14 protein-coding genes and 2 pseudogenes are annotated in these 14,966 nt (G+C 69.8%); 7 read left to right on the forward strand and 9 right to left on the reverse strand.

Annotation, left to right across the window (positions count from 1 at the left end; translation table 11 throughout):
• Positions 1-198: 198 nt before the first annotated feature.
• The 3 genes from ACTIGN_RS17585 to ACTIGN_RS17595 all read left to right on the forward strand — a co-directional run bounded on the left by ACTIGN_RS17585 (position 199) and on the right by ACTIGN_RS17595 (position 1,732).
• Positions 199-363, forward strand: a complete 165-nt coding sequence (locus ACTIGN_RS17585; RefSeq protein WP_439626146.1) for a hypothetical protein — start codon at positions 199-201, stop codon at positions 361-363.
• 299 nt (positions 364-662) lie between these two features.
• On the forward strand, positions 663-1,067 hold the full coding sequence (locus ACTIGN_RS17590) for a helix-turn-helix domain-containing protein (protein WP_439626148.1): 405 nt from the start codon (positions 663-665) through the stop codon (positions 1,065-1,067).
• Between the two features lie 11 nt (positions 1,068-1,078).
• Positions 1,079-1,732 carry an IS630 family transposase gene (locus ACTIGN_RS17595; protein ID WP_439626150.1) on the forward strand — a complete coding sequence of 218 codons (654 nt, stop codon included), beginning with the start codon at positions 1,079-1,081 and terminating at the stop codon, positions 1,730-1,732.
• Positions 1,733-1,930: 198 nt separating this feature from the next.
• Here the strand turns inward: ACTIGN_RS17595 and ACTIGN_RS17600 are convergent, their stop codons facing one another.
• Both ACTIGN_RS17600 and ACTIGN_RS17605 read right to left on the reverse strand, forming a co-directional pair.
• Complete coding sequence (locus ACTIGN_RS17600; protein WP_439626152.1) at positions 1,931-3,091, reverse strand: FG-GAP repeat domain-containing protein; 1,161 nt, start codon at positions 3,089-3,091, stop codon at positions 1,931-1,933.
• 332 nt (positions 3,092-3,423) lie between these two features.
• A pseudogene (locus ACTIGN_RS17605) lies at positions 3,424-4,517 on the reverse strand (ISAzo13 family transposase).
• 364 nt (positions 4,518-4,881) lie between these two features.
• On the opposite strand from ACTIGN_RS17605, the gene ACTIGN_RS17610 reads away from it, so the two are divergent.
• On the forward strand, positions 4,882-5,568 hold the full coding sequence (locus ACTIGN_RS17610) for an IS5 family transposase (protein ID WP_439626154.1): 687 nt from the start codon (positions 4,882-4,884) through the stop codon (positions 5,566-5,568).
• A 174-nt stretch (positions 5,569-5,742) separates the two neighbouring features.
• On the opposite strand, the pseudogene ACTIGN_RS17615 reads toward ACTIGN_RS17610, so the two are convergent.
• The 3 genes and pseudogenes from ACTIGN_RS17615 to ACTIGN_RS17625 all read right to left on the reverse strand — a co-directional run.
• Positions 5,743-6,930 (reverse strand): annotated as a pseudogene (locus tag ACTIGN_RS17615) (IS701 family transposase); the annotation flags it as partial.
• 262 nt (positions 6,931-7,192) lie between these two features.
• Entirely contained in the window at positions 7,193-7,438 is a 246-nt protein-coding gene (locus tag ACTIGN_RS17620) for a hypothetical protein (protein ID WP_439626156.1), read from the reverse strand.
• 808 nt (positions 7,439-8,246) lie between these two features.
• Complete coding sequence (locus ACTIGN_RS17625) at positions 8,247-8,468, reverse strand: hypothetical protein (protein ID WP_439626158.1); 222 nt, start codon at positions 8,466-8,468, stop codon at positions 8,247-8,249.
• 122 nt (positions 8,469-8,590) lie between these two features.
• On the opposite strand from ACTIGN_RS17625, the gene ACTIGN_RS17630 reads away from it, so the two are divergent.
• On the forward strand, positions 8,591-8,917 hold the full coding sequence (locus ACTIGN_RS17630; protein WP_439626160.1) for a molybdopterin-dependent oxidoreductase: 327 nt from the start codon (positions 8,591-8,593) through the stop codon (positions 8,915-8,917).
• 265 nt (positions 8,918-9,182) lie between these two features.
• Positions 9,183-9,659, forward strand: a complete 477-nt coding sequence (locus tag ACTIGN_RS17635) for a molybdopterin dinucleotide binding domain-containing protein (protein ID WP_439626162.1) — start codon at positions 9,183-9,185, stop codon at positions 9,657-9,659.
• A gap of 558 nt (positions 9,660-10,217) precedes the next feature.
• On the opposite strand, the gene ACTIGN_RS17640 is transcribed toward ACTIGN_RS17635, so the two are convergent.
• The 4 genes from ACTIGN_RS17640 to ACTIGN_RS17655 form a co-directional block, all read right to left on the reverse strand.
• Complete coding sequence (locus tag ACTIGN_RS17640) at positions 10,218-10,631, reverse strand: hypothetical protein (protein ID WP_439626164.1); 414 nt, start codon at positions 10,629-10,631, stop codon at positions 10,218-10,220.
• A 1,015-nt stretch (positions 10,632-11,646) separates the two neighbouring features.
• Positions 11,647-12,192, reverse strand: coding sequence for a DUF1501 domain-containing protein (locus tag ACTIGN_RS17645; protein ID WP_439626221.1), 546 nt, complete (start codon positions 12,190-12,192; stop codon positions 11,647-11,649).
• A 504-nt stretch (positions 12,193-12,696) separates the two neighbouring features.
• Positions 12,697-13,455, reverse strand: coding sequence for a transposase (locus ACTIGN_RS17650; protein ID WP_439626166.1), 759 nt, complete (start codon positions 13,453-13,455; stop codon positions 12,697-12,699).
• Complete coding sequence (locus ACTIGN_RS17655; RefSeq protein WP_439626168.1) at positions 13,452-14,009, reverse strand: helix-turn-helix domain-containing protein; 558 nt, start codon at positions 14,007-14,009, stop codon at positions 13,452-13,454. Before ACTIGN_RS17655 ends, ACTIGN_RS17650 begins: the two co-directional genes overlap by 4 nt.
• Positions 14,010-14,769: 760 nt before the next feature.
• Here ACTIGN_RS17655 and ACTIGN_RS17660 point away from each other — a divergent pair.
• A complete protein-coding gene (locus tag ACTIGN_RS17660; protein ID WP_439626170.1) occupies positions 14,770-14,964 on the forward strand; it encodes a hypothetical protein in 195 nt (64 codons plus the stop codon).
• The last annotated feature ends 2 nt before the right edge of the window (positions 14,965-14,966 follow it).

Raw genomic sequence — 14,966 nt, forward strand, 5'->3', positions numbered from 1 at the left:
GACAGCACCCCGAGCACCGGCGAACCCCCTGTGGATGATATGGTCGGAACCGGAGTATCACAAATGTCTTAGCACCCCTCACGCCCGCCGTTTTCCTGGATCGTATAAACGTTTTGTATTATTGGCACAAATCGGTTGTGAATCGGCATGTGTTAGTGACTGAGTTGTGGAGTTTACCTTCCACCCTACGTACCTCAAATGACCACCGGCATCCTCGAAGGCATCCAGGCCCAACTCGCCCGCGTTGAGGCGAAGCTTGACGCGACCCGTCAGACCGAGGCGGTAGTCCCGAACGATTCGATTTGGGCCAACGGGGCGATGGACCTCGCGGCCGTTGCCCCGGGGTCCGGGGCGGGGTCGTGACTTCCCGCAATACTCACGGGCGTGCACAATAGTGAACGCACGGCGAAAAGCAGTTCGGCGGTCATCAGGTGCCAGAAACACGTAGTCGCGTTTCGGGGTCCGTAAACCTCGGCGGGCTCACCCTGGACCGCGCCCGCACCCTCGACGGGAAGGCATCCGAAAACGCGACACCCCGCTGGATCCCCAGTGGGGTGCTTGCATTTCGTTATACTCCGCCCGGCTTGAAATGAGGGGTTGTCGCGAGTTCGGGTTTGTGGTCGAATTCGAGCCTCCCGCCTCAACCTTGTCTGGAGCCACGGATGGCCACTCGCGTACCTCTCACGTTCCGCGATGACGACCGCTCCACGCTCGCAACCGAGCGCTACCGGCATCCCGACCCTCGTGTCCAACAACGCATGGAGGTTCTCTGGCTGCTCAGCCAGGGTCAAACCCAAGCCCGCGCCGGGCAGTTGGCGGGCGTCTCCAAGGCCACCGTCGAGCGATACGTGGCCCTCTTCCGCAAGAGCGGTCTTCCTGGCTTGCGGGAGTTCCTTTGGGTCAAGCCCATCAGCGTCCTGGAGAAGCATCGCACGGCTCTGGAACCCGAGTTCCGCAAACGCCCGCCGCACACCGTGGCCGAGGCGATCCAGCGGATCGAGGCACTCACGGGCGTGTGCCGGAAGGAAACGCAAGTCCGCGCGTTCCTCAAAAAAGTCTTGGGCTGAGGTGGCGGTGCATGGGTGCCATCCCATTGCCTCCGAAGCAGACGGTCGAGGAACACAACCGCACCCAGGCCGCGTTCCTGAGGGAGAAGTTGGAACCGGTGTTGGCTCAAGCCAGGGCAAAACGGCGAAGCGTGTTCTTCGTGGACGCCGCCCACTTCGTCCAGGGGTCGTTCCTGTGTTGCGTGTGGTGCCTGGTGCGGATGTTCGTGCGCGGTTCGTCGGGGCGGCGGCGGTACAACGTCCTCGGGGCGTGGAACGGCGTCACCCGGGAGTTGATCCGCGTGACCAACGACACGCGGGTGTCATCCGACACGATGATCGAACTCCTCGGGCAGATCGCGCTGCGGACCAAGGGGGCGATCACCGTGGTCCTGGACAACGCACGGTACCAGCGGTGCGAGGCGGTGGAGACGGAAGCGAAGCGGTTGGGGATCGAGTTGTTGTTCCTGCCGTCGTACTCGCCGAACCTGAACCTGACCGAGAGGCTGTGGAAGATCACGAAGAAGAAGGCGCTGCGGGGAAAGCACTACCCTGACTTCGCGACTTTCTTGGGAGCCATTGATGACTGTCTCAATCGCATCCACACGGACCATCGTGACGCTCTTGCCTCTTTGATGACACTCAAGTTCCAGACGTTCGACAACGCCTCATTCCTGGCCGCGTAGAGTATAGTCGGGTCGGGTCTCCACGCCCCGGCGGTGAGGTGATTCTACAGCCCCGCGGCCGCCGGTGGGGTCCCCCCGTGGCTCCGTCGGGGCCCGACGACTCGGCCCGACATACGGCACCACTGCCCAGCCCTCACTTCGCCGTCTTCGCATGCGGCACAGGGACGTGGGGCGTCTGCGGGAGCGGCGAAACCGGGGTCAGGTCCCGTCGATCGCCAGCCCGCCGCTCACCAGGGCGAAACCGAGGCCCCCGGGCCGTACGTCGCCGGTGATCGGATCGAGGAACTTGACGCCGAAGAACGGCCCGCTCTCGGTGAGTACCGCGAGGTCGCTCAGGCCATCCTCGTTGGTGTCCACCCGCGTGATGGCGTGGTCGGCGACGTTGTCGCCGATGAGGAACGTGTTCGGGTCCGGCGAGTCGACGCCGGTGCTCACGAGCGTCGCGAGCCCGGTCCCGACGTCGACCGCGAACACGCCCGCGCGGATGCGCGGGGTGGCGGGGTCGGTGATCCGGTCGAGGGCCGTGAAGACCAGCTCGTCCTTGCCGTCGCCGTTGGAGTCGAGCGCCGTCAGGCGGGCGTCGCGCTCGATCCCCCGCCCGCGGGCGTTGGTCACCTTCGCGAAGGGCGCCAGCACCTCGCCGGTGCCCGTGAGGTTCAGTTCGGTGAGCCCGCCGCCGGAGAACGCGAGCACCTTGAGTTTGACGGACTTGTTGGGGTTCGTCGCGGCAACGGGTCCGCCCCGCGTGACGGCGACCTCGTACTTGCCGTCGCCGTTGAAGTCGCCGCCGGCCACGACCACGCCCTTCTGGTACCCGGTCCCGAACGGCGTCATGGTGCCCCCGATGAGGGCGTCGCCGCTCCCGTCGGCGGCGGCCCCGGCGCTGACGACCGCGAGCCGCCCGTACTCCGAATTGCCACCGGCCGCGGAGCCGCCCCGGGTGCCGGCGATGAGGTCCACCGTGCCGTCGCCGTTCACGTCGGCGACGGCGATGTTCAAGCCGTTGGTGTACGCCCCCGCGGTCCCGTTCGGGCCGTTGGTGGTCGCGAACGGGGTGAACGTGTGGAATGGGTTCGGCGGTAAAAACCCCGCCTGGAGCAGCTTGCCGTCGTAGACGAACACCTTGCCCGCCTTCGACGCGTCGAGCCCGGCGACGCCCACGGGCCTCGCGGCGGACACGAACAGGTCGTCCCAGCCGTCCCTGTTGAGGTCGCCCAGGGCCACCTGCACGAGTCCCGTGTACGGCTCGCGTGCGCTGTCCAGGAGGCGGAGGCCGTCGGCGAGCGGGGCGCCGGAGTCCGCGTTCACGAGGGCGGCGAAGCCGTCGGCGCTGCCGACGGCGAAGATCGCCGCGGGCACCAGGCGGTCCCCCAACGGTTCGACGGCGAGGCGTGTTACGGTCGGGGTGCCGGGCCGGGGCCGACGGGCGCGGGTCGCAGGGTGGAAAGTCATGTTGCGTGAACCCAGGAATGGCTGAGGGCTCACCGGCAGCGCGTGCCGGCAGAAGTGACGGTGTCCCGTCCGAGGCAGTTCGCCGACGGGTACAGGTGCACGCCGCGTGCCACTTTGGGACGACGCGGATCCTCGTCGATGAGATGCGGGAGAGACTGGCCCGGTTGACAGCGCCACCAGTTGCGAGCATCCCGCGGCATCCGTCCGTGCCCCGCCTGGGGTTAGGAACCGTCTACTGGTTACTTCGTGTTCTTGCCCGCAGTCCTGGGGTGGATGGTGTAGTTCCACTGGGGGCAGGTCTCGGGGCGTGTCAGGTTGATCGCCTTGAACTCGGCCGGGGTCACCTTCCGCCCGGTCGGGTACGCTCCGGGCATCACCCGGGCGGTCACCTTCAAGCCGGTCGCGGTCGTCGTCCGCCGGATCAGCCCGACCAGCACCGCCAGGGTGGCCAAGACGATCCCCGCCCAGGTGGCACTGACCTGGCTGAACAACCGGTGCTCGATCGGGTTCCACTTCGACGCCCCCGGCGGGGAGTGGCACACCGTCACGGTCAGACCCGTCTCGTCCGCGAACTCCTGGAGCCGGAACTTGAACCGCCGGGACGTCGGCCCGTTGCTCCCGCCCCCGTCGGCCTCGATCAGCAGGGCCGTCGCGTCCGGGTACAGCCGCTTCCCCTTCTGCCGCCACCAGTCGCGGACCGCGTCCACGGCCAGGTCGGCGTGTTCCCGGATGTCCCGACGCACACGTGCCCGCGGTTCAACTCCGGGCCGAACACACCGTACGGGACGGCCTGGGCGACGGCGTCGGTCGGGAAGTCGTGTGTGCTCACGGCGGTGGGCCTGCGGCACCACCGCCGGCCCGGGTTCTTGAACACCCCGACCCGCTCCCGCTTCTGGGCGTCGATGCTGATCCGGGGGTTGCGGAGCCCCACGAACGACCGCCGCTGCCGGGCGATGTACCGGAACTGGATGTCCCGGTCGGCGTGCGTCTTCCGGGCGAGTCGCTTGCGGTGCCCCCGCAGGCCGTACCCGTTGGCCCGGGGCAACCGCCCGATGGTGGTCGGACAGGCCCGGTGCCCCAACGCCGCGGACAACCCGCGGAGGCTGGTCCGAACCCACCGCTCGCCGGTGGCCGGGCATCCGGCCGTCTCCGGTTCGACCAACTTGATCAGGTCCGGGACGAGGGCCGGGTCTTTTTTGACAGGGGCCGCCCGCCCCCGCCAGGCAGACGCGGTCGGCCGGGCGGTCCTTGAGGTCGTCGGCCAACTCGTCCCGTCCCCGGCGGATGGTCTCGGGGCGGAGGCCGGTGATGGCCGCGACCTCGTTGTACCCACCGTACCCGAGCCGCTGGGCCTCCAGGGCGGCGACCCAACGCCGTTGCTGCTCGTCGAGCCGGCTGAGGGTCAGGTTGAGGCGGCGGTGGTACTCGGCCTGGGGGCCGGTGCCGGCCCGGCACGCCTCACACGGGCACTGGTGGACGGGGCGTTCCATCCCGGAACCTCCTGGTGATCCAGGTAGGGTACGGCTCTCGCGTCAGAACGCGAAGTAGCAAACGGACGGTTCCTTACCGATATCGGGCATGACACGGAAGCCATATCCGACCGACGTGACCGACGACCAGTGGGAGCGGTTGGAGCCGCTGCTCCCGAAGCCGAAGTCCGGCACTCGCAAGGGCGGCCGGCGGCCGAGTTGCGGGAGGTGGCCAACGCCATCTTCCATCACCTGCGGGGCGAGTCGGCGTGGCGGCTCCTGCCGCACGACTTCCCGCTGTGGCAGACCGTGTACGGGTACTTCCGGGCGTGGCTGCTCGCCGGGGTGTGGGAGGCGGCCCACGCCCGGCTCCGGGAGGACTGCCGGCTGGACGCGGGTGCCCCGCCGACCCCGGAAACCCTGCGGGTGGACAGCCAGACGGTCGAGAGGACGCACCGCGGCGGCCCGAGGGGGTACGACGGGGGAAAAAAGACGCTCGGCCGGAAGCGGTTCGTGGCCGTCGATTCGCTCGGGCTGATCTGGGCCCTTCTGGTGACGACGGCCGACGCCCAGGATCGGGACGCCGGGTGCTGGCTGCTCGACGCGGTCCGCGGGCGGGAGCCGCGGGTGCGTGAGGTGGTCGCCGGCGCCGGGTTCACCAAGCGGTTCATCGACTGGGTCCGGCGGTGGTGCGGGTGGCGGGTGACGACCACCCACAACGCCCCCGCGGGGTTCAAGATCCACCCCCGCCGGTGGGTGGTCGAGCGGACCTTCGCCTGGGTGGTGCGATACCGGCGGTTGGGGAGGGACCACGAGTTCATGACCGAGACCAGCGAGGCCATGATCTACGCCGCCATGATCCACCGGATGGTCAGGTGGCGCACCCAGCCGGGTAGGTTTCAAGACACACTGTGAGCTCGATTGGTGTCGATTCTGGGCGTTCAGGTCGCCGGGGCGAGCGTGGTGAGCAGCAGTTCGCGGATCGGTTGGGGGGAGTTCCTTCAGGGCCGTGCCGTCCCCGGCCTGTGGCAAAACGGCCTCGTCCCACAACCACCGGCGGACGGCGCACAAGGCGTCCGAGAAGGTGACGGTCGTCTTCCCGGGCCACGCGACCGCACCGGTCCGCTTCGCCGCCGGCAGGGCGTGGAACAGGGTCGCGACCACGGTGTACAACCCGAGCAGGCACTGGCCGGCGCGCAGGACGGTCTTCTTGCACCACCCGCGTGTGGTCTCCAACCCGAGCGCCGAGCGGGCCTCCTGGAACGTGGTCTCGATGTTCCACCGGCCGCAGTAGGCGGCGACCACCGCACCGGGCGAGAGCGCCACGTCGGTGGTGAACAGGTACTCGTCCCGGTGCGTGCCGGTCGTGTCCCGGACGAACACCCACCGGACCGGGGCCAGCCCGCACCCGCCCTTGTACCAGTGCCCGGTCCCGGTGGACGCCTCGACCCGCCGGGTTCCGCCCCCGTACCACGCGACCGTCAACCGGGCGCGCGGGGCCGTCGCGGCCGCCTGTCGCGGCTTGGGAACCCGAGCGCCCGTGACCCGCGGGCGGCCGCTGCCGGCGTACGGCGGGGGCGGCTCGAACAGGTTGGCGTCGGGGTGCAGCTTGCTGACCAGCGTCAGCCGGTCCCGGTGGCGGTGGCAGAACCGGGCCACCTCGCGGGTCCCGTAGCCCGAGTCACCAGTAAAAACGAAGGTCCGCCCGGGGAACCGGACCAGCAACAGGCGCAGCAACCGGCACATGAGTTGGGCCGGGGTCTTGTGCGGACGTTTCTCGGCCCGGCCGCGTTCGGGCGTGCGGCACAGGTCAATCAGTACCGGCAGCGCCCACCGCCTCGTGGCGAACGGGAACTGGACCAGGACGGCGAGGACCACCCACTTGTGCCCGTACCGCCAGGCCGTGTAGGCGTGGCTGGACCGGACGGCGTCCCGGTGCCGGGCTTTGCCGTACACCTTCGGACCGGGGTGCCCGTCCACGGTGTCGTCGCCGACCAGCGCGACGGGGCCGGCAGGAACCACGTGGTCGAGCAGGAACCGCACCGAGGCGCAGCCCAGCCGGAGCCCGGACCAGGGGGCGCGGGACAGGACGCGCCGGTAGGCGGTCGGGTGGCCCGGTGCCAGCTGCCGGAGGGTGCGCAACAGGTTGGCGATGGTGCGCCGCCCGGTCGTGAGGATGGCCCCGGCCAGAAGTGCGGAGGCACGTTGGTAGGTGGGGCTGGTGAAGTGCAGCGCCAGAACCTGAACCAGCGGGTGGGCCTCGGGTGGTAGAATCATGGCGGCCGTCCGTGGGCGAGAGCCATGGGGTCGTCAGCAGCCCTCATGCTAACCCACGGACGGCCGCTGAGAATCGGCACCAGTCGAGGTGAGACGGACACGCCGGTGAACGCCCAGGGCGGGTTCTTTTGGCACACGGGTACCCTACCCCTCCACTTGCCGGATGGTTCGGCGCCGTCGGTCGCACCCGGCACGCGGGCCGACGAGCACGGCGGACCATCCCGCCCTGCGGGGTCGCGGTAACTCGGTTCAGGAGCGACGCTCAGGGGGTCGATCCCAGCGCGTCGAGGCCGAACACCCACGCGGTTCCGTCCGGGCCGGACGCGGCCAGTCGGGTGCCGTCGGGTGACCACGCCAGGGCGTGCGGGTAGCACTGCTCCATGAGCACCGAGTGCCGCACGCCGGTCCGCCAGTCCGCCAGGACGAGCCGTCGCCGCGGGGCGTGGCGGTCGCGAGGACCGGCCGGGACGGGTGAACCGCGTGCGGCCGGCGAACGGCCGTCTTCCACACCCCCAGCGTGTCCCCGGGTCGATCAGGAACGGCACCTGCTCGCGGCCAGGCACGACCAGCACCGTCGCCCCGTCCGGGGCCCAGAGGACCGCGAACTCCGGCAGCACCGAACCCACCTTTGACGAGTCCGCCCGGCGCCGGTCCTCGTACGTGTCGGTGAACTCCGGCCCCACAGGCAGGTGGCGGACCCACGCCCGCCGCGAGCGCGTGTCTGTGACGCGGAAGCACATCAGGGTCCGCCGGGCCCCCTCGCGGTCGTCGTACGCCAGCAGCACCCGCCCGCGGTCGAAACTCGCCGCCGCTCGATCGGCCTCGAACGCCACAAGCGTCCGCCGCCCGGCTTCCCCGACCCGCCCCAATCGGAGTTCGATACGCCCCTGACTCAGGCGGCGCGCCTCGGCGTCGGCGGCCCAGAATTCGACCGCCCACCCGTCCCCGGAGCGGAACGCCTCCCAGGCGACCTCCCCGAAGGGACTCCGCTCCAAGAGCCGCGCCTTGCGGGTCCGCAGGTTGAACTCGGCCCCGCCGAACGCCGAATCCGCCACCAGCAACTCCGGCGACTGAAACCGCACCAGGGCCATGCGGTCGGCCATGCCCATGGGCAGCCGGACCTCGCCGAGGAGCTCTCCGGTCCGCGCGTCCCACCGGCGGGCGGCGGGTTCGGCCCCTGTGGTGAGAACCTCCCGGCCGTTCGCGGTGAACGTGGCCGCCTTCACCGGAGCGGTCCCGCCCACCGGCCGACTCAGCACCTCACCGGCCGGGCGACCCTCGCGTTGCACCGCCAAGGCGCCCCTTCGATACCGAACTCAGCCTCGCCGCGTGACCGAGTCGAGCGCCGCGAACCCCGCGGCGTCCTGACTCCTGGCCTCGGCGTCGATCCCCGCGCCCTCCTCCCACGCCTGGTACTCGTGTGGGAGGGTGGCGAGGATCGTGCACACCTGGGCGAGCCACCCGGTGTGGTGCGGGTGGCGCGGGTCCAGGTCCTCGGGGCGGAACGCGCCGGAGAGGAGCCCGCGGGCGAACGCCACCGGGTCCTCGGGCAACTGGCGGCCCGACCGGGGCGGGACTGTCGCGCTACGGCGGCTTCGGTCGGTGGCACAGCCGCGTCCGCAAACTCCCGGAGTTCGACGGCGAACTGCCGGCCGCGGTCATGGGCGAAGAGACGCTCACGCCCGGCGATGGACAGATTCGAGCGATGCTCACATCGGCGGGCAACCCGGTTCTGTCCGGTCCGGACGGGTGGCAACTGGACGACGGGCTCGCCGGGTTGGAGTTCATGGTTTCCGTCGATATCTATCTGAACGAGACGACGCGGCACGCACACATCATTCTGCCGCCGACCACCGAACTGGAACACGAGAACTACGACCTCGCCTACCGCCAGCTGGCGGTTCGCAACACGGCCCGGTTCTCGCCGGCACTGTTCGCGCCCGGCCCCGATACGCGGCACGACTGGGAGATCAGCTTGGAGGTGTAGACCCGGCTGCTCTCGAACGGCCCGGTCAGCGGCTTCCTCGCGTAGGCACGACGGGCCGCCCTGCGAAAGCTGGGTCCGGAGGGGGTGCTGGACCTGGGGCTGCGGTTCGGCCCGTACGGTGCAGGGTGGCGGTGGTGGAACGAGGGACTGACGCTGAACGAACTGAAGCGCTCGCTCCACGGCATCGACTTCGGGCCGATGACGCCGCGGCTACCCGGCTTACTGCGAAAACGAATCCCAGCGGATCGAATTGATCCCCGAACCGATGCGTGCCGATGTGACCCGCCTCAAGTCCCGGTTCTCCGCGACCGCGCCGCGGGCAACCGGACCGGAACTCGTGCTGATCGGCCGGCGCGACCTCCGCAGTAACAACTCGTGGATGCACAACAGCGAGCGACTGGTACGCGGGAAGCCCCGCTGCACGCTGCTCATGCACCCGGAGGACGCCGCTGACGCCGGAGCCGTGGACGGGGGGTGGGTGCGGCTGACGTCCCGCGTGGGGAGTATCGTGGTCGAGGCCGCGCTGTCCGACGAGGTCATGCCAGGTGTGGTCAGCCTGCCCCACGGGTGGGGCCACGCCCGGGACGGTGTGCGGCTGCGCCCGGCGTCACGTCATCTCGGTGCGAGTGCGAATGACATCACCGACCCCCTCGCCGTCGACGCCTTGAGCGGGAATGCCGCGTTCAACGGCGTCCCAGTGGACGTGACACCGATCGACGACTCCGGTGGCTGGGGTGAGTGATCGCCGTCGTCGCAACGGGTTGAGTGATACCGAATCGCGTGGATCAGTTGCCCTTGGTGGGGCAGGCATTCTTGCCTGCCTCCGGACGCGACTGGAGGCAGGCAAGAATGCCTGCCCCACCAGATCGAAACGAATACATGAGATTCGGTATGAGGCGTCACCGCCACAAGTAAAAGTTGGGTTCGGACACCCATCCGGCGGCGCTGCACACGACCACCGTGCGATTGTCGGCCGCGAAGCGTTCGAGGTGTTCAACCCACCGCCGGGGCGCGGCGCCAGCACGGGAGCGGAGAGACGCGTCGGACACGATGGCATCCTCAACGAAGAGGAAACGATAGGCGGCGATACGAGCGGCTCTGGGGGAATGCGAGGAGGACGATCGGTGCGTGTCCCTGGCCACCAACGCGGTCACCCCGCTGACGGGCACTGACGTGCGGGTTGGGCCCGCGGAGGAAATGGACACCGCGGTGGTGAGGCCGCGGGTTCTCGCGCTCCTGGGTCCGGGCCGAGCCGTGCCCGGCCAGACCAGACGGCCCCGCCCGTTCCCGCTCTGGGTCATCACGAGGTCGTGCCGCGGACCTGGGCGACCAGGTCGAGGTGGAGCAGGAACGGGTCCACGCCCCCGCACGCCCGAACGGCCTCGGCGACCTTCCGGGCCTGCTCGACGCCCCCGGCCACGGTCACGACCGTGTTCACCAGCGCGACGTTCGCCAGGACCGGTGACGGGTCGGCGGCAGCCGTGCCCTGGTCGGCCGCGGGCTCCGTCTTCGCCTTCGTCGCGTGGGCCGCGGCCGGTGCCGGCTTCGGCTTGGCCTTCCGCAGCTCGGCCTTGACCTCGTACACGGCCTCACGGAGGGACGAGTCGGACGCGGTCACGCCCCGGGCCCGGGCCCTGCGGATGACGTCCTGGGTCGACTGCTCGATGTCGTTGGCGAGAATCTCGCGGAGCACGGGCCGGACGGGGAGCGGCATGGGACGGCCTCTTCGATGGTGTCGTGCCTGGGGCCGCCGTCCGTAGCGGTTGGGCGGTTCGTACAGGTATCATGCCACGCGACGGGTGCAACGTCGATGGGCCGGCCGGCCGGGTCGTGGGGAATTGCGGGGCACGGACCGGTCGTGCCGATTGTGCCGGCGCGCCGGTCTCGGTCCGCCCCGGCTCGGGTCCGTCGTGCGTGGTGGCGAGGCCGTCGGACGGGTTGATCGCGTTGGCGGCCTGCGGCCCGACCTGGGGCCGGTCGTGACTGTGCTCGCCCGCCCGGGCCGGGTACAGTCCCACCACGGCCGGCACATGCCGGCCGCCACGTCCCACGCCCGGCCCAGGTCGGGCCGCAGACCGCCGCCCGCTCCACAGACGAATGGCCCCGCATGACTGGGTCCGACAGGCTCGCGGTACCGTCCACCGGTGCGATCGCCCAACTCCTCCTGACACCACAACCCGGTGCGTGAAGTAAACACTCCATCGACGCGAGCACCGTCCCTGCCCGGAACCGCAGGCGTCACTTCTCTTTGAGAACCCGGCGGGCCGTCAGAGTGAATCGCTCAACGACTTTCCCGGGCGGACGTGGGCTGTTGGCGGGGGGCATCGAGCCGTCGGCAGTGAGCGTAATGCGTCGAGCCAAGTGGCACGGTACTTCCGGACTGCGGCCGGGTCCTGGTAGTTGGTCAGCGAAGTCTTTGCCGACCTCGTCACGTTGTTGTGGCACGAGAGGCAGTGTTTGCGGAGGAATGGGTAGAGGTCCTTTTGCACGTCCACGGCTCCGCCCCGGGTCGTTCCGTCGGGTGGGGGCGGCGGGGGGCGGGCCGGAGAAACACTCCCGCCCGCGCCGCGCTGGGGAGCACCTCGGGTGTGCGGTGCGAACGTCCGGTAGTCTGGGTCCACCTGCCGGCGCGTGGCGAGGCCCGGTCCGGCGGACAGGACCAGCGCCACGAACCCGGCCGCTGCGGTGAGCCGTTTCACGGGTAGCGCTCCGGACGCGGTTGCCCCAACTCACTTGCCGGCCGACTTGGCCCGGATGCCTTCGAAGAGGCCGTCCGGGCCGAAGAATTGTTCGTGCCCCCTGGCGATGAGGGAGCTCACCCAGGGGCCGGCGGCGATGCGCGGGGCCGCCGGCGGCCGGCGGGGCTCGTCGCCCGGTCGGTCGCCAGGTACAGGTCGGTCTCGATCAGCCGGAAACTCGTTCTGGTGGGTGTCGTACCAGGCCCACCGCGGCCGCCGATGTTCCGACCGGGGCCAGGTGATCTGCGCGAGCCGCACCCCGGCCTCAACCAGCCGCCGGGCAAGCAGGCACTGCTGGCCGAACGTGTGCGCCCCGTACTTCTCGCGGACCGCCCGCGGCACGGCGTCGAGGTCGAACGCCTTCTGCGCCGCCGACGAGCTGACCATGTCGAACGCCTTGGCGAGGTGCGGGTCGAGCCCCTTCGTCGCGGCCTGCTGCTCCAGGTGCCGGGCGCCCTCGCTCACCTGGGCGAGCAGGGCGCGGCGGGCCTCGATCCGGCCCGGGGAGGGTCGGGTCGGACGCGACCGCGCCGGGATTAAAGTTCGGCTCGCCCGCGTAGCTGTTCACCCGGTACGGGTCGTGGGCGGCGCCCAGGAACCCGGCGAACTGGCCGGGCCACTCGGGGCCGTTTGGCCCCGTCGCCGCGGGCATCATGACGAACCCGGGCAGGTCCTTGCTGCCCGGGAGCAGCTTCGTCGCCACCGACCCGAATTGCGGGCGGTCCTCCCGGCTCATCGTCGCCGAGTCCCGCGCCACCGCCCGCGGGACCTTCGCCCCGCACAGCGTCCAGTACAGGGCCGACGGGTGGACCGTGTCCGAGTGGTGCAGAAGTCGATGACCGACCGGGCGGTGCCGTGCTTCGTGGTCACTGCCGGGGCGGCGGTGTTGGCGGCCTCCGCCCTGAACAGGGCCGGGAGGGTGAGGCCGGCGACGCCGATGCCGCCGGCGCGGAGCAGTTCGCGGCGGGCGATCCCGTCGCACGGCCGCCTTCCGCCGGTCCTTGTCCTGTGCCCATTCCTTGGGCAGGTACAGCTAGTGGGTCACTTGCCTCGCCCGTGGCCATAACGCCGTCGGATCGGCTGCCGGGTGCAGGCTCCCGACCCCCCCACCGCGTGGCGTCGCTCTCGTTCTCGCTTCCTCCGGGCGGCCCGCTTGCCGCCCCATACGAACGGTGTCGGGGCCGCGTTCCAGTGCTCCGCAACGGACTCGAACCGGGCGATGATTTCACCGGGGTTGGCCGGATACTCTCCGTCCAGAGCGCGCCGCTTCAGCACCCGTTGGATGCTCTCGGCCATGTTCAGCCACGACCCGCCCACCGGCGTGTACAGGGGCATCACCCCGTGCGCGAACAGCCACAGCACGAACGCCGGAGTCTTGTGACCGGTCAAGTTGTCCAGCACCAACAGCACCCGCAAAGCCGGCAGTTGTTCCGGCAGCGTGATCGGCAAGGTCAACCCGATCTGCCACCGCTCCCATGCGGCTCGTGACGCATCGGCCGTCGGGGGTGGTGTGGGCAACTCGGCCAGGACGGTGGTCAGTTCCCGCTTCACCCACGGGTGAAGAACCGCGTTGGTGACCGAGGTCGCGCCCTCGACCCGCACCCGCCCGTCGGAAGGGCGGAACAGGGTCAACATCTTGGCTGTGCCGTTGCGGACGTACTCGTGCGGTTGGCGGGCCGGATGCCCCTCGGGTCGCCAGGACGTTCCGGGGTGCGGCACCGACTGGAACGGGCCGGCCTCGTCCTCACACCACACCGCCAATCCCAGTGACACCCCCAGCGTGTAGGCGTCCTCGATCAACTTTTTTTCGCACCGGCGTCGGGATCGGTGACAGTCGCAACGCCGGCTCTGCGTTTGCGGACGGCGGACCCGGTCGGGCACCAGGTGCGGGTGCGCTGGAACGTGTACCCGGCCCCGTGGAGCACCTGCCCGATGGTGAACGTCGAGACCTTGGGCAACCCGTCGGGAGCGGCACGCAGAACCCGGCGGAGGATCGTCAGCGACCACGTGGCAGTCCCGTCACCTTCGGGCGTCGGGGTGCGGGCGGCCTCTCGCAGGATGCGATCTCGTGCGGCGGTGTCGTAGGTCGGTTCGCGTCCCCCGCCGTGACGCGGGTCGAGTGCGTCCAACCCCTCGCGGTTGAACCGGGTGACGAGATGGGACACGGCGTCACCACTCTTGCGTCCGGCGGCGCGGGCGGCCTGCTGGTGGTCGGAGCCGTCGGCGACGGCCAAGAGCATGACGGCGCGTGCAACGCGGACGGCCGGGGCGGTGCGACAGCGGCTCAGGCGGGTCAGTTCCTGACGCTCGTCGTCGGTCAGCGTGCGGAGCGGATCCTTCCGGCGACGGGACATTGCTACTCCTGGTGTGAGTTACACCCAGAGTAGCCGCAGCGAGAGTTATGGCCACGGGCGAGGCAAGTGACCCACTAGCTCCAGGCCGGTCACTGCCCGGCCCGCGGCGAGCCCGCGGGTGCAGCCCTCCGCCCGCTCGCGTGGCTCACTCCGCGTGAAGTGTCGGCCGATCCGCTCCGCCACTGCGGCGAGTCCTTTCGTCCACTCCGCGACGTCCTGCCCCGCCGGTCGTCCTGGCGTGACCACTTCCCCCAACGCACTCCGGGCGCCGGGGCAATTCTAGCTTCTACGGCTGTAGGAATAGGACTGTCGAACAAAAGCACCAGACACACTCCGTGCGCTGCACCCGAGAGCGGCACACGGAGTATGCCAAGCACTGCAAACGCCGGGGGTTCCGCCCGGTGGGTTTACACCCGCAATTTCTGATCGTGGCGCTGCCGAACCAATTCTGCCGGCCCGGCCCGCATCCACAACCTGACGAAGTAGTGATTCCCGTTCGCCAATCGTGCCACGGAGCGGTTGACCTCGAACAGTAACGAGGCTACATTACTATCTCGATGAAGATTGTCGTCTATGTAGCGAGCCTCGCCGAATCTGAGGCCGCCAGCGTCTTCCGCTCGCACCGCAGCCAACCGGGTGAAGGAGAGAGCACCCGGCGCGTGGTAGCGGCACTTCGGTGCCCTGCCCCGGTTTCTGTTGAGGAGCAGGAACCGGGCGGTGCGAGCGGTTTTTCTCTCCCACCTCTTCCTGGAGAGTTCCGATGGTTGCGCACGCGACCGCGTCCCATAGCCGTCTCACCCCGTCCGAGGCCGAGGCACTCGTCGCCCGACTCGCCCGCGTCGCCTACGACGTGGCGCTGCGGCACACCCCGGACCGGCCGTTTACCGACCTCGAACTCTCGCTGTGGCGGGCGCTCCGTTCCGCCGTTCTGGAGCCGCCCGCGGCCGCCCGCTGACG

This window comes from Gemmata sp. (genome assembly GCF_051859125.1).
In the GTDB taxonomy this organism is placed as follows: domain Bacteria; phylum Planctomycetota; class Planctomycetia; order Gemmatales; family Gemmataceae; genus Gemmata.